Source organism: Streptosporangium sp. NPDC023963, from assembly GCF_040639135.1.
Taxonomy (GTDB): domain Bacteria; phylum Actinomycetota; class Actinomycetes; order Streptosporangiales; family Streptosporangiaceae; genus Streptosporangium.
On record NZ_JBEZZK010000007.1, the window covers coordinates 278,276 to 290,799 of the forward strand.

The window sequence follows — 12,524 nt, forward strand, 5'->3', positions numbered from 1 at the left end:
AGGAGCGGTTCAGGCGCCTGCCGAGGCTATCTCGTCGATGCGGGCGGCCAGGGTGAAGTCGAGCTCCGTCAGGCCGCCCGCGCTGTGCGTGCTGAGCGCCAGGTGGAGGGTGCGCCAGCGGATGTCGATGTCGGGGTGATGGTCGAGCTTCTCGGCCTCGACCGCGATCTCGTCCACGATGCGGATCGCTGCGGGGAAGCCGGCGGCGGTGATCGTGCGGCGGATCTCGTCGCCCTCGCGCCGCCACTCGGGCAGGCCGGTCAGCCGCTCGTCCACCGCGGAGTCGTCAAGCAGGTTCATCCCCCCAGGAGATCATGTCTCCGGCGAAGACGCCAAGCCTGGGCAGGCTTCCGGCGCGGCGGGCCATGGCCATGATGCCCTGGGCCATGGAGGTGGCGTGGCTGGCCTGGTCGAGGAGGGGCTCCAGCTCGGGCAGCAGGCCGGGCAGCCGGGCGAGGCTCCATTCGTGCCAGTCCGACAGGCGGGTGCCGCCGCTGTCGGGGTCTTCCGCGCGGTAGGCCGTCAGGATCGGGCACTCCCGGTTGATGCGCAGCAGCCATCTCTCGATGTCGGCGTTGAGCGCGGCGATCCGGGAGGGGGCGGCGTACAGCCAGCCGTCGTCGCCGATGCGGTCGGACTCGCCGGGGGCGGCCGGGTAGGAGCGGACCACCGTGCCGTGCAGGAACAGGCCGCTGGCCACCATCAGCTGGCGGCCCTCGCACCAGTCGAGCGCCCCGCGCAGGGGCGCCGGGACGGTGTCGACGATGACCGCGCGCTGGGAGGTGCTCGGCTGCCGGGCGAAGCGTACGTGCACCTCGGCCCACATGTAGTAGCTCGCCTCCCCCGCGCCGAAGAAGGGGAAGGGGAAATCCTTGTCGAGGTGGGCCATGTGTCGGGTTCTCCGTGGGGAGGGGACAGGAGTCGTTCCGAATATGAACGACTCCCGACGACACTCCTGGGATTACTCGCCGGAGCTCGTATTTTGACCGGATCCGGTCATTTGACGGCGCCGGAGGTGAGACCCGACTGGATCTGGCGCTGGAAGATGATGTAAATGATCATGACGGGGATGATGGCCATGCTCAGCGCGGCGAACAGGCCGGGCCAGTCGGCCTCGTACCCGGCGCTGGTGGAGATGTTGGCGACACCCTGGGTGATCACCCATTTGCCCTCGACGTTGCCCGAGAGCAGCACGATCGGCAGAAGATACTGGTTCCACTGACCCAGGATGTTGAAGATCGTGATGCTGATCAGGCCCGGCTTGGCCATCGGCATCATGACCTGGAAGAACGTCCGGGTGTGCGAGCAGCCGTCCATCATCGCCGCCTCGGCCACCGAGGTGGGCAGCGTCTTGAAGAACGCCGACAGGAAGAAGACGGTGAACGGCAGCGAGTAGGCGATGTAGACCAGGATCAGGCCGAGGTGGGTGTCGATCAGGCCGAGGTTCTTCACCACGAAGAACAGCGGGACCAGCGCGAGGAAGACCGGGAACGTCATGCCCGACACGAACAGGAAGTAGATGAGCCTGTTGCCGGGGAAGGTGTAGCGCGCCAGCACGTACGCGGCCATCGAGCCCAGGAGCATGGTGCCCGCCGTGCTGCACGCCACCACGAAGACGGTGTTCAGCATGTACTGGCCGATGTGGGCCTTCTCCCAGGCCCGGCCCCAGGCGTCCCAGCCGAAGGTGGCCGGGAGGGTGATGGCGTCCCCGAAGATCTCGGTGTTGGTCTTGAAGGAGGACAGGAACGTCCAGACGATCGGGCCGATGATCAGGATCGCCCAGACCAGCAGCGCGACGTGGGAGAGCGCGCCGAAGATCCCGAGCGGGTTCTTCACGCGGCGCCCGGGGCGCGCGGGGCGGGAGGCGGGCTTGCGCGCCGGGTCCGTGGCCATCAGAACTCGATCCTCTCGCGCCGGGTCACGCGCAGGGTGAGGGCGGCGAACGTGATGGTCATGAAGAACAGCGCCACGCCCATCGCCGACGCGTAGCCGAACTTGGAGAAGTTGAACGCCGTGCGCCAGATCTCCATCGGCAGCACCGTCGTGGAGTTGTCGGGCCCGCCCCGGTCGACCGAGAGGACCTGGACCAGGGCGAAGGCGTCGAACGCGGCGATGCCGAGATAGACCCAGGCGACCTGCATGGTGTCCCACAGCAGCGGGATCGTGATCCTGAAGAACAGCGTGAACCGGCCCGCGCCGTCCAGCGCGGCGGCCTCGAACACGTCCTTGGGGATGGAGGACATGCCGGCCGAGAACAGGACCACGTAGAAGCCGACGGCCTGCCAGACCATCACCGCGATGATCGACAGCAGGGCGATGTCCGGGTCGATCAGCCAGCCGACCGGGTCGACGCCGACCTTGCCGAGCAGGCCGTTGATCACGCCGGTGCCGTCCGGGCGGTAGATCGCCTGGAAGAGCACGCCGACGATGGCCACGGCCAGGACCTGGGGCAGGAAGAAGATCACACGATAGACCTTCGAGCCCCAGATCCCGGTCATCTGGCCGCCCCGCTGCCCGCCGCTCAGGTTGAGCAGGAAGGCGAAGAACAGGGCGATCACGATCGTGACCAGCGGCATGACAAGTAGCAGAACACCGTGGTGGCGCACCGCGGCCCAGAAGACCTCGTCGTCAAAGAGCCTGGTGAAGTTCTCCAGGCCGATGAACTGGGGGTTCGCCGAGATGCCCTTCCAGTTGGTCATCGAGATGTAGAAAGCCTGTATGTACGGGCTGATCACGAAGACCACGTAGAGAAGGACCGGCGCGGCCAGAAAGCCGACGATGAACGGATACTTGCCCTGCCGCATCGGGAGCTACACCGTCCGGTTCTGCTTGGTGATGGACGAGTCGGCCTTGGTCTTGTCGGCGGCCTTCTGCATCTTCTCGCAGAACTCGTCGGCGGAGATGCGGCCGAACATGAGCGCGTTGGTCTGCTTGCGCAGCTCGGTCTCGAACTCCTTGTACCAGTTCTCGAAGCTGCTGAAGGTGACGATGTTCTGGCCGGCGGCGGTCTGCGCGGCGCTGAGGCTCGCGTTGCCGGGCGACAGCTCCAGGCCGTCGGCGGCACCGGTCACGACGGTGATGTTGCCCGACTTCTCGGTGAAGCCCCTCGCGCCCTCCTTGGAGAGCATGATGCGCAGGTACTCCAGGCCGCCCTTGGGGTTCTTGGCCTTGGCGGGGACGATGTAGGCCTCGCCGGCGGCGGCGCGGATGGCCTCGAACGGCATCTTGTCGGCGGCGGTGACGCTGGGGGTGGGCGTCAGCGCGTACTTGAAGGTCTCCGGGGTCTGGGCCTTCTGCTCGTTCTCCAGCCAGGAGCCCGACGGGTACAGCGCGACCTTGCCCTGGTTCTGGCGGAGCTGCACCTCGGTGTGGATCAGGCCCTCGAAGGACTTGTCCATGTACTTGGCGATCTCGGCCCAGGCGGCGGCGGACTGCTTCATGGCGTCGCGCTGCCAGACACCGTCGACGAGGTTGTCGACGTCGACCAGGATCTGGTTGCCCTCGATCTTCGCGGCGGAGATGAGGATCATCCAGTACGCGTAGTAGGCGGCGTTCTTGCCCGCGTACGCGAAGGGGGTGATCCCGGCGGCCTTGGCCTTCTCGGCGAAGGCCTTGAACTCCTCGAAGGTCTTCGGCGGGGTCCAGCCGTTCTTCTCGAACAGCGCGGAGTCGTACCAGAGGCCGTACGCGGAGAAGACGTAGTTCATCAGGTAGGGCTTGCCGCCGATGAGGCCCGACTCGACGGTGCCCGGCGCGACCATGTCGCGCACCTTCTTGCTCGGGTCGTCGATCGAGGGGGCGTCCCACAGCTCGGTGAGCTCCAGGAGCTGGCCCTCCTGCTGCAGGGCTCCGCTGTCCATCAGGTCGGTGCCGGAGTTGGCGATCATGTCGGGGACGTCTTCGCCGGCGAACCGCGGCTGCAGGGTCTGCGCGATCTGCTGGGTGGCGACGTGCTTGATCTGGGCCTGCGGGAACGCCTTCTTGTACAGCGGCTCGTGGACCTCGGTCGCGTAGCTGTCACCCAGGCCGCCCTTGAAGATGACGACCTCGAGCGGCGCGTTCGCCGCGACGCCGAACGGGTTCTTCGCGGAGACCGCGCCGCCCGCGGAGGGGGCGGCGGAGGCCGGGGCCGCGGGGGCCGCGCCGCCGCCGGTGGCGCAGGCGGTGAGCAGTCCGGCGCCGGGGCCGGCGATCAGAGCGCTCATGCCGATCCGGCGGAGCATCTGCCGCCGGGTGATATCTCCGGGCGTACCGGCCGAGTTGGACATGTAACCCTCCTGAACGGGGGATCAATTAGGAAAGTTTCCTAAACGTTTGCCCGAAGGTACGTACCCCCGGAGTCCACCGTCAAGAGCTCGTATCCGGTCTAGACCGAGCCGTGATGTCCTCGCGACATATCCGGTAGAAACCAAACGCCAGGGAAGTGCAATCCAATGACAGAACGGCACACAGTAGCCGATATTTCCCGGCAAACCGTTGACGCGCGGCCAATGGGAAGGTAAAGGAACCATGCCCCCCGGTCATCGAGGAGCAACAACCGGTCTAGACCAGATAATGGGGGTTTGCCGCCTGATACCGCAACCCCCTACTTTTGGGAACATGTTGCTGGCCGAACAGCGCCGACTGCTGTGTGAGTACGGCCACCGGGCCGCCACGACCGGACTGGTCGTCGGGACCGCGGGAAATCTCAGCGTGCGTGCGGGCGATCTGGTCGCCGTGACGCCCAGCGGCGTCTCCCTCGACCGGCTGGAGCCCGAGGCCTGCCCGGTCGTCGACATCGAGGGCCACCTCGTCGAGGGCGACCTGCGGCCGTCCTCGGAGACCCCCATGCACCTGGCGGTCTACGCGGCCACCGGCGCGGGCGCCGTCGTGCACACCCACTCCGTGTTCGGCACCGTGGTCGCCACGACCATGAGCGAGCTGCCGCCGATCCACTACAACGTCCTGCTGCTCGGCGGGGCCGTCAGGGTCGCCGAGTACGCCACCTACGGCACCCCCGAGCTAGCCGCCTCCGTCAGGGCGGCCCTCAAGGACAGGCGTGCCGCGCTGCTGGCCAACCACGGCGGGGTCACGATCGGCGACGACCTGGACGGGGCCTTCGAGGCGACCCGGCTGCTGGAGTGGCTCTGCGAGGTCTACGTACGGGCCAGGAGCGTCGGCGAGCCCCGCGTGCTCACCGAGGAGCAACTCGCCGCGGTGGTCCGGCGCGCCTTCGACCCGCCCACCTTCCCCCGCCGCGAGGACTGACCACGGCACGACCACCTGTCCGACCGGCACACCGCCGGACTTCCCGTCGCGAGGACTGACCGCATGCCCCTTCAGCTCACCGGCGCCCCGAGCGATCCGGACCTCATCCGCCTGCCCTGGGACGTCCCGCTGGAGCAGTGGCCCGAGCACCGGCTGGTCTCCCTGCCCCGCGGCATCTCCCGGCACGTGGTGCGCTTCGCCCGCCTGTCGGGCAAGGTGTACGCGATCAAGGAGATCAGCGAGTACTACGCCAAGCGCGAATACCGCCTGCTGTGGGATCTGAGCCGGATGGACACCCCGTCCGTCGAGCCGGTGGCCGTGGTCACCGGGCGGACCGACGCGGACGGCGAGCCGCTCGACTCGGCGCTCATCACCCAGCACCTGCAGTTCTCCCTGCCCTACCGCGCGGTCATGTCGGGTACGGTCCGGCCGGAGACGCTCAACCGGCTGCTCGACGCCCTGGCCGTGCTGTTCGTGCGGTTGCACCTCAGCGGCTTCTACTGGGGCGACTGCTCGCTGTCGAACGTCCTGTTCCGCCGGGACGCGGGCTCCTTCGCCGCCTACCTGGTCGACGCTGAGACCGGCGAGCTGCACCCCATGATCAGCGAGGGCCAGCGGCTGTACGACATCGACGTCGCGCACACCAACATCTTCGGCGAGATGCTCGACCTGGAGGCGGGCGAGCTGCTGCACCCCTCCATCGACCCCGAGCAGGTCGCCGACTCGGTCGTCCGCCGCTACCACCGTCTCTGGAGCGAGCTCACCTCCGACGACATCATCGACGAGGTCGACTGGCACATGATCGACCAGCGGATCCGCCGGCTGAACTCCCTGGGGTTCGACGTCGCGGAGATGATGGTCCGCCGCAAGGCGGGCACCGGCCGGCTGATCGTCCGGCCCAAGGTCGTGGACGCCGGGCACCACCAGCGCAGGCTGTTGCGGCTGACCGGCCTGGACGTGGAGGAGAACCAGGCCAGACGCCTCCTCAACGACCTCGACTCCTTCCGCGTGTCGCACGGCCTTCGCCACGAGGACGAGGCGATCGTGGCCCACCGCTGGCTGGCCGAGGTGTTCCAGCCGACGGTGCTGGCCGTGCCCCAGGAGATGCGGGGCAAGCTGGAGCCCGCCCAGTTCTTCCACGAGGTGCTCGACCACCGCTGGTACATGTCGGAGGAGGCCGGGAACGACGTCGGCCTGCCCGCCGCGGTGAATTCCTATGTGAAGAACATTCTTGTTTTCAAGCCGGACGAAAAGGCATTCATCACCGACGAGTCAACGGGTTGATTTCCATCCAGGGTGTATAACTTCCTACTCAGTTGGAGAATCGTACGCCTTCTCCTATCAAAGCCCTAGCCAGGAAGCCCGGTCACCGAGGACTGTCCCTACGCTGACCGGGCGACGCTTGAAGTCGCTGGCGAGGGAGAGCACGTGCTCGGAATCGAAGACTGCCTCACCGAGGTAATGGCCATCCCCGGTGCCCTGGACGCGATCCTCATCGATCAGACCAGCGGGACCGCGGTGGCCACCGGCGGTGCGAGCCGCCACGCGGACGTGGAGAGGTCGGCCGCGGGGTTGAGCGAGACCCTGCGCGCGACCCTCGACGGGCTCGCCTTCGCCTCGCCCGGCGGTACGGTCCGGATCAGCGACATGATCATCACCACGGACGGCGGCCACCATTTGCTACGGCCGATGGAAACGCTTTTCGACGGCCCTCTGGTCATTTATGTCAGGCTCGATCTCGAACGCTCGAACCTGGCCCTGGCCCGCCACCGTCTCCAGGCCCTTTCCGGCCGTCTGATATCGACGTGAAATCATGCCGAACGTCGAGAACATCCTCAGCGGGCTCGCCGGCGACCACGCCACCGGCTCCCTGCGACTCGGCAAGGCGGGGGTCATCTACCTCACCGACGGTCGCGTGACCTACGCCGAGAGCGCGGCGGCCCCCCGGCTGGAGGACCTGCTGGGCGCCTGCCGCGGGATATCCGCCCACGCCGTGCGTCAGGTCAGGCAGGCCGCCGGACGCCGGACGCCGGACGCGCCGACCCCCGGGCCGTCGGGGGGCGAGCAGCTGGTCGCGCGGGGCCTGCTCACCCGCGGGGAACTGGAGTTCTGCGTGCTGAGCGCGGTGCTCGACGCCGCGTACTTCCTGCTGCAGGCCACCGGGCACCGGCCCAGGTTCCGGCGGGGAGAGCTGCACTGGCTCGGACCGCAGTGGTACTTCGACGCGACCGGCCTGCTCCGGGAGTGCGAGCGAAGGAAGGCGCAGTTGGAACAGACCTGGCCGTCCGCGGAGCTGGACACGCTCCCGGTCGTCCCGCTGGGGCGCATCAGCGCCCAGCGGGTGGTGCTGAGCTCGCTCCAGTGGGAGGTGCTCGTCGGCGCCGACTCCACGGCGACCCCGGCCGACCTGGCGCGCAAGCTGGGCCGTCCCGCGTACTCGGTACTGCTCGCCGTACGGCAGCTCGCCTCGTCCGGACTGCTCCGCCTCCCGGAGCCCGCTCCGGCGGAGACTCCTGCGGCTCCCAGGGCTCCCGGGGCTCCCGGGGCTCCCGGGGCACCGGACCCGCTGCCCAGGCGGACGAGGGGTGCCACGGAGATCCCCGCGGCCGCCGCGGGTTCTCCGGAGACCTCGGAGTGGCTCCCCAGGGCGAACGGGGACCCGGCCGACGTCAACCTGCTCATCCGGCTCAGGAACGCATTGGAGGCCATGACTTGAGCGACTTGAGCGACTTGAGCGACTTGAGCCCGGTCACATGCCGATAAGGCTGCGGACGCTGAAGCTGATCGGAAGGAGGATGCCGGTGGAACTGCGTGAGGAGATACGGCGCGAGATGGCGGCGCTGCGAGAACGCATGCCCGACGTGAACGGGAGCATCGCGTGCAGCGTCGACGGTCTGACGATAGCGAGCGACCTGGAGAGGGACACCGAGCAGACCGGCGCGCTCTCCTCCGCGGTGCTGGCCCTCAGCCGCCGGATGACGAGCATGGCCGGCAAGGGCACCTTCGAGGAGACGTTGATCTCCGGTACCAACGGCTACGCGGCGTTCTACGCCGCCGGACCCAAGATCGTCCTCACAGTCCTGGCGCGCCCGGGGACCAACCTCGGGCTGCTCCGGCTGGAGGGCCGCAAGACGGCGGCCAGGCTGGCCGCCGCCGGCTCGCGCACATCGATACCCCAGTGATCGGAGACAGCAATGGGCAACATGGACATCTCGCTCAAGGAGATGATGACGATCGACGGTGCCATCGGCGCGGTCGTCGTCGACTACAACAGCGGGATGGCGCTGGGCGCGCTCGGCGGGTCCAAGGACCTCGACCTCCAGGTCGCGGCCGCGGGTAACACCGAGGTCGTCAAGGCCAAGATGCGGACCATGGAGTCGCTCGGCCTCAAGGACGGCATCGAGGACATCCTCATCACGCTCGGCACGCAGTACCACGTGATCCGCCCGATCGCGGGCCGGAGCGGCAAAGGGCTGTTCCTCTACCTGGCTCTCGACCGGAACCGGGCCAACCTCGCGCTCGCGCGGCACACCCTGCGCGGCATCGAGGAGAAGCTCGAAGTCTGATCCTCCGGTGCGGCCCGCGCCCCGGGAGGCACGGACCGCACCGGAGTCCTTTCCGCGTCTTTTCTGAGCGTTCCCGGAGGACTCCGGCGGGGGTCTTCCGGAGGGCGACGGCTCCGGCTCAGCCCTTCCCGGCGCCGATCTCGGCGGCGCGGGCACCGGCGGCGGCCACGCCGGCCGGGGCGTGCCAGGAGGCGGGCTCGACCATGACCTTGGGCTTGCCGGCCCACGGCCGCACCGCGGCGCTCACCGGCTGGGTCTGCACGCCTATCCCCAGTCGCTGGGCCTTGGCGAAGACGACCGTCGGAGGCTTGGCCGGGCTGGTGTCCCTGCGGCTCCAGGCACCGGTGGAGAACGCGACGGGGTGGTTCTTTATCCCCGTACCGTCACCCCACTTGGTGACCACGTACTGGATGTCGATGTGGCCCATCCCGCCGTTGCCGTCCACGCCGAGCGTGCCGGCGTTGAACGTTCCACCGGTCAGGTCGGCGAAGGTCTTGGCGTCGATGTCGATCATGATGCCCTGGTTCGAGGGGGAACCGGGGCCGCGGTCGCCGACGAAGAACTTGGCCTTCTTGCCCTTGTAGATGAGGTAGCCCTCGGTGAGCAGGGGCCAGCTCGGGCTGGCGATCATGCCCTTCTGCATCGGCCGGCCGCTGGCGGGCAGCCCGGTGTCACCGGCCCGGCCGGAGGAGTCGTCCCAGAAGTAGGAGGCCGTGGTCGCGCCCTGGAGGAGGACGGACTCGGCGCTGGCCTTCGCCACCCCGACCTCGGGGTCGGCGGTGGCGGCGAAACAGGTGGAGGTGGGCAGCGCCACCGCGACACCGGTGGCGGCGAGGACGCTCGCGCCGACCAGGGCGGCGGCGGCGAGGCGGTTTCCGCGGGACTTGTTCTTCTGCCAGGTGAACTTGCTCAGGCCGTTCTTGTGCAAACCAAAGATGGGGCGCATGGAGAAAAGGCTCTTTCGCGAGGGAACGGGGCAGCCACGTGCGACACACCGGAGTGGTGCGGTGGCGGGGACGCGCTCGTCGGAAAAGGGGGCGTAGCCGGAATCTCAGGCAATCGCTACGCGGAGCACGATCTGGAAGGTGCCGCGATCGGGCGCGGCGAGAAGGTACGGGGGGAAGGGGGAAAGTTCAGGTGGCCGGCACGGACAAGGGCTGCACCGACGTGGTAACGCGGTGATCCATGAGGGGATCTCCTCTCCATCTCGTCTACCGGGTTAGCTGACGGGTTCGGGCGGTGGAGTTGCCCTACCGCCGCGTGGTCGCGGCGGATTCACCCCGGAAACGTGGTTCCCCGGCTCCGGGGCCCCTGAGGGGCCCTCGGGATTCGACGTCGGCCGGCCGCTCCCTCTTGTGAAGGGCAGGTCGCCAACCGATAACTGTGGACACTACCCACCCAAACCGGACAAAGCAAAGCAAACACCATGAAAACCCCAGAAGATCTACCTACAAGCTTCAAGGAAGCCTCATCGATCGCCCCGCCAGGCCAACACCCGTCCTACCAGCACGGATGTCTCCCCCATCTCGGGATCCGCCCCCGGAACCCCGTCCCGGAGCCCGTTCCAGGGCCCTGTCCCCGGAGATCCACACGGGGAACATCCGCCCCGTGAACCCGTCCCCGGCCGGTCCCGCCCCGCCCCGTAAAGGTTCACCCAAGGTCCCGCCCCGCAAAGGTCCATTCAAGGAGAGCCCGTCCCGCGGGCCGTCCCCGGCCGACCGGTTCCGCCAGGTTTCAACCGGCCCCGCTCAGTCCCGCTCAGTCCCACCAGAACGACCAGGCGTTCCTGCCCTTGATCTGCTCGGCGTAGTCGATGAGGTTCCCCGCCCCCTGGATGATGCTGTCGGGGCAGAACGTCCAGTGCTCCGCGGCGACGTGCAGGGCGTGCTCGGAGGTGGTCGGAGGCGCGGCGACGCTGAGGTCGAGGGTGTTGAAACCCATGCCGACCACCCGCACCCCGAACCTGTCCTCCCAGCTCCGCACGACGGCCGCGAGCGGGACCATCCACTCGTTGTGGTTCAGGGCGCCCTGCCAGCCCATGACGGCGAGGGCGTCGGCCCCGCGCTCGACCGCGACGAGCCCGAGCGGGGTCCTGCGCTCGGCCACCAGCCCGGCGTACCAGTCGGCGACCACGCCGGGGTCGGCGGCGAGCCTTCCCGAGGGGGCCGGGCCGGGACACTCGGGGCCGAAGGGGTCGAGCAGTTCCAGCTGGTCGAGGTTGGCCTTGGCGATCCAGTCGGACCACACCTCGGCCATGAACGCGGCGGCGTGGTAGTTGTCGATCTGACCGGCCGTGTCCGGGGCGATCTGCCCGGCCGACCAGGGCTGGACGGAGTCCTCCAGCAGCACCGGCCACAGGCCCGACCGCTCGTGCTGGGCCCTCAGCCGCGCCCAGTACTCGCCGGAGACCGCCACCTCGCTGAGCCAGAACGCCGGACGGCGACGGACGGCGAGCTGGGCGTAACCGGGGTCGGGCCACACCACGTCCCCAGGCGGCAGCTCCACCGAGAGCCTCCTGCCGCCGCCCCCGCCGAGCCCGTCGCCGTCCTCGCTCCCGTCGGCTCCATCGGCGAACAGCTGGCCCAGAACTGGCGGAAGTCGCTCGCTCTCGCAATCGCTCATCTCTACCGATCCGATCCTGACCACGGACCAATTTTGGCCTGTCAACCATCCCGAGGGACAGTTCTGCCCTGGTCCAGGCAAAAATTATCGGTAGTGGGGAGAAACGGAACCGGGCGGGTGCCCGTCCTGCGCCGTCCCGCCCGGCAGGTCGGCCGCGTTTTGTTGTGCAGTGCAGAACGTTGTGCTGCAAAGTGGCCGCAGGGCGGTGTACTCGCCTACCTTGACCAGGTATTCGATCGCCGGATCACAATGGGAAGCCGCGATGAGTGAGCCCGCTCCGGAACGCAACCAGTCGGCCTCGCTCCGACGCGCCCTCGCCGTCCTCGGGCACGTACGCGACCACGCGGGCGCGGGCCACGGCCTGTCGCTCACCCGGCTCGCCGAGGCGCTCGACATGTCCAAGAGCACTGTGCTCCGGCTGGCCGCCCCGCTCATCGAGGCCAGGCTCCTGGAGCGCGACCGCAGGAGCGGCGCCTACCGGCTGGGCAGCGGCGCCCTGCACCTCGGGCAGGCCTACCTGGCCACCCTCGACCTGCGGACGGTGGCCGCCGAGGAGTCGCACCGCCTGATGGCGGAGGCCAGGGAGACCGTCCACCTCGTGGTCTACGACCCGCCCGACGTGGTCTACATCGACAAGGTCGAGAACGAGACCAACGTGCGCATGGCCTCGCGCATCGGCAGCCGCAACCCCGTCTACCGCACCGCCGTGGGCAAGGCGATCCTCGCCTGGCAGCCGGAGGAGGCCGTCGAGGAGATCGTGGCCGCCGGGATGCCGCACGTCACCCGGTACACCATCACCGACGCCGCGCGCCTGCGCGCCGAGCTGGGCCGGATCCGGCAGCGGGGCTACTCGGTCGACGACCGCGAGAACGAGCCCGAGGTGCGCTGCGTCGCGGCACCGATCTTCAACCACAACGACGTCGCCACCTCGGCGATCTCCATCTCGGGCCTCACCTCCCGGATCACCGCCGCGCGGGTGCGGGACCTGGGTCCCCTGGTGGCCGAGACGGCCCTGCGCATCTCCAGAAAGCTCGGGTCGACCCGTTGACCGACTCCGGAAAGCTCGGGTCGACCCGTTGACCGACGAAG

14 protein-coding genes and 1 riboswitch are annotated in these 12,524 nt (G+C 68.6%); of the genes, 7 read left to right on the top strand and 7 right to left on the bottom strand.

Annotated elements, in window-relative coordinates; all coding sequences use genetic code 11:
• Window positions 1-9: 9 nt before the first annotated feature.
• The 5 genes from AB0F88_RS23115 to ngcE form a co-directional block, all read right to left on the bottom strand.
• Window positions 10-300: a 4a-hydroxytetrahydrobiopterin dehydratase gene (locus AB0F88_RS23115; RefSeq protein WP_362687472.1), complete on the bottom strand. Its 291-nt coding sequence runs from the start codon at window positions 298-300 to the stop codon at window positions 10-12.
• A complete protein-coding gene (locus AB0F88_RS23120; RefSeq protein WP_362687475.1) occupies window positions 287-889 on the bottom strand; it encodes a hypothetical protein in 603 nt (200 codons plus the stop codon). Before AB0F88_RS23120 ends, AB0F88_RS23115 begins: the two co-directional genes overlap by 14 nt.
• Window positions 890-996: 107 nt before the next feature.
• A complete protein-coding gene (locus AB0F88_RS23125) occupies window positions 997-1,893 on the bottom strand; it encodes a carbohydrate ABC transporter permease (protein WP_362687478.1) in 897 nt (298 codons plus the stop codon).
• Window positions 1,893-2,804: a sugar ABC transporter permease gene (locus AB0F88_RS23130; protein WP_362687481.1), complete on the bottom strand. Its 912-nt coding sequence runs from the start codon at window positions 2,802-2,804 to the stop codon at window positions 1,893-1,895. Before AB0F88_RS23130 ends, AB0F88_RS23125 begins: the two co-directional genes overlap by 1 nt.
• A 6-nt stretch (window positions 2,805-2,810) precedes the next feature.
• Window positions 2,811-4,268: an N-acetylglucosamine/diacetylchitobiose ABC transporter substrate-binding protein gene (ngcE, locus tag AB0F88_RS23135; protein ID WP_362687484.1), complete on the bottom strand. Its 1,458-nt coding sequence runs from the start codon at window positions 4,266-4,268 to the stop codon at window positions 2,811-2,813.
• Window positions 4,269-4,599: 331 nt separating this feature from the next.
• On the opposite strand from ngcE, the gene AB0F88_RS23140 reads away from it, so the two are divergent.
• The 6 genes from AB0F88_RS23140 (at window position 4,600) to AB0F88_RS23165 (ending at window position 8,813) form a co-directional block, all read left to right on the top strand.
• Window positions 4,600-5,247 (top strand): class II aldolase/adducin family protein, encoded by a 648-nt coding sequence (locus AB0F88_RS23140; protein WP_362687487.1) that lies wholly within the window; start codon window positions 4,600-4,602, stop codon window positions 5,245-5,247.
• 63 nt (window positions 5,248-5,310) lie between these two features.
• Window positions 5,311-6,531 (top strand): DUF4032 domain-containing protein, encoded by a 1,221-nt coding sequence (locus tag AB0F88_RS23145; RefSeq protein ID WP_362687490.1) that lies wholly within the window; start codon window positions 5,311-5,313, stop codon window positions 6,529-6,531.
• A 144-nt stretch (window positions 6,532-6,675) separates the two neighbouring features.
• Window positions 6,676-7,056, top strand: coding sequence for a roadblock/LC7 domain-containing protein (locus tag AB0F88_RS23150; RefSeq protein ID WP_362687493.1), 381 nt, complete (start codon window positions 6,676-6,678; stop codon window positions 7,054-7,056).
• Between the two features lie 4 nt (window positions 7,057-7,060).
• Window positions 7,061-7,963 (top strand): hypothetical protein, encoded by a 903-nt coding sequence (locus tag AB0F88_RS23155; RefSeq protein ID WP_362687496.1) that lies wholly within the window; start codon window positions 7,061-7,063, stop codon window positions 7,961-7,963.
• A 79-nt stretch (window positions 7,964-8,042) separates the two neighbouring features.
• On the top strand, window positions 8,043-8,429 hold the full coding sequence (locus AB0F88_RS23160; RefSeq protein WP_362687499.1) for a roadblock/LC7 domain-containing protein: 387 nt from the start codon (window positions 8,043-8,045) through the stop codon (window positions 8,427-8,429).
• A gap of 12 nt (window positions 8,430-8,441) precedes the next feature.
• A complete protein-coding gene (locus AB0F88_RS23165; RefSeq protein ID WP_362687502.1) occupies window positions 8,442-8,813 on the top strand; it encodes a hypothetical protein in 372 nt (123 codons plus the stop codon).
• A 118-nt stretch (window positions 8,814-8,931) separates the two neighbouring features.
• Here the strand turns inward: AB0F88_RS23165 and AB0F88_RS23170 are convergent, their stop codons facing one another.
• On the bottom strand, window positions 8,932-9,759 hold the full coding sequence (locus AB0F88_RS23170; RefSeq protein WP_362687505.1) for a hypothetical protein: 828 nt from the start codon (window positions 9,757-9,759) through the stop codon (window positions 8,932-8,934).
• A 247-nt stretch (window positions 9,760-10,006) separates the two neighbouring features.
• A riboswitch (cyclic di-AMP (ydaO/yuaA leader) is annotated at window positions 10,007-10,158 on the bottom strand.
• A gap of 413 nt (window positions 10,159-10,571) precedes the next feature.
• Window positions 10,572-11,435 carry a DUF4253 domain-containing protein gene (locus tag AB0F88_RS23175; protein ID WP_362687508.1) on the bottom strand — a complete coding sequence of 288 codons (864 nt, stop codon included), beginning with the start codon at window positions 11,433-11,435 and terminating at the stop codon, window positions 10,572-10,574.
• A 262-nt stretch (window positions 11,436-11,697) separates the two neighbouring features.
• Between AB0F88_RS23175 and AB0F88_RS23180 the strand changes: the two genes are divergently transcribed.
• Window positions 11,698-12,483 (top strand): IclR family transcriptional regulator, encoded by a 786-nt coding sequence (locus AB0F88_RS23180; protein WP_362687511.1) that lies wholly within the window; start codon window positions 11,698-11,700, stop codon window positions 12,481-12,483.
• Window positions 12,484-12,524: the final 41 nt, after the last annotated feature.

Excerpts from the sequence above, each read along its gene's own strand:
- AB0F88_RS23115 (WP_362687472.1), bottom strand. The coding sequence starts at position 300 with ATGAACCTGCTTGACGACTCCGCGGTGGACGAGCGGCTGACCGGCCTG.
- AB0F88_RS23120 (WP_362687475.1), bottom strand. The coding sequence starts at position 889 with ATGGCCCACCTCGACAAGGATTTCCCCTTCCCCTTCTTCGGCGCGGGG.
- AB0F88_RS23125 (WP_362687478.1), bottom strand. The coding sequence starts at position 1,893 with ATGGCCACGGACCCGGCGCGCAAGCCCGCCTCCCGCCCCGCGCGCCCC.
- AB0F88_RS23130 (WP_362687481.1), bottom strand. The coding sequence starts at position 2,804 with ATGCGGCAGGGCAAGTATCCGTTCATCGTCGGCTTTCTGGCCGCGCCG.
- ngcE (WP_362687484.1), bottom strand. The coding sequence starts at position 4,268 with ATGTCCAACTCGGCCGGTACGCCCGGAGATATCACCCGGCGGCAGATG.
- AB0F88_RS23140 (WP_362687487.1), top strand. The coding sequence starts at position 4,600 with ATGTTGCTGGCCGAACAGCGCCGACTGCTGTGTGAGTACGGCCACCGG.
- AB0F88_RS23145 (WP_362687490.1), top strand. The coding sequence starts at position 5,311 with ATGCCCCTTCAGCTCACCGGCGCCCCGAGCGATCCGGACCTCATCCGC.
- AB0F88_RS23155 (WP_362687496.1), top strand. The coding sequence starts at position 7,061 with ATGCCGAACGTCGAGAACATCCTCAGCGGGCTCGCCGGCGACCACGCC.
- AB0F88_RS23160 (WP_362687499.1), top strand. The coding sequence starts at position 8,043 with ATGCCGGTGGAACTGCGTGAGGAGATACGGCGCGAGATGGCGGCGCTG.
- AB0F88_RS23165 (WP_362687502.1), top strand. The coding sequence starts at position 8,442 with ATGGGCAACATGGACATCTCGCTCAAGGAGATGATGACGATCGACGGT.
- AB0F88_RS23170 (WP_362687505.1), bottom strand. The coding sequence starts at position 9,759 with ATGCGCCCCATCTTTGGTTTGCACAAGAACGGCCTGAGCAAGTTCACC.
- AB0F88_RS23175 (WP_362687508.1), bottom strand. The coding sequence starts at position 11,435 with ATGAGCGATTGCGAGAGCGAGCGACTTCCGCCAGTTCTGGGCCAGCTG.
- AB0F88_RS23180 (WP_362687511.1), top strand. The coding sequence starts at position 11,698 with ATGAGTGAGCCCGCTCCGGAACGCAACCAGTCGGCCTCGCTCCGACGC.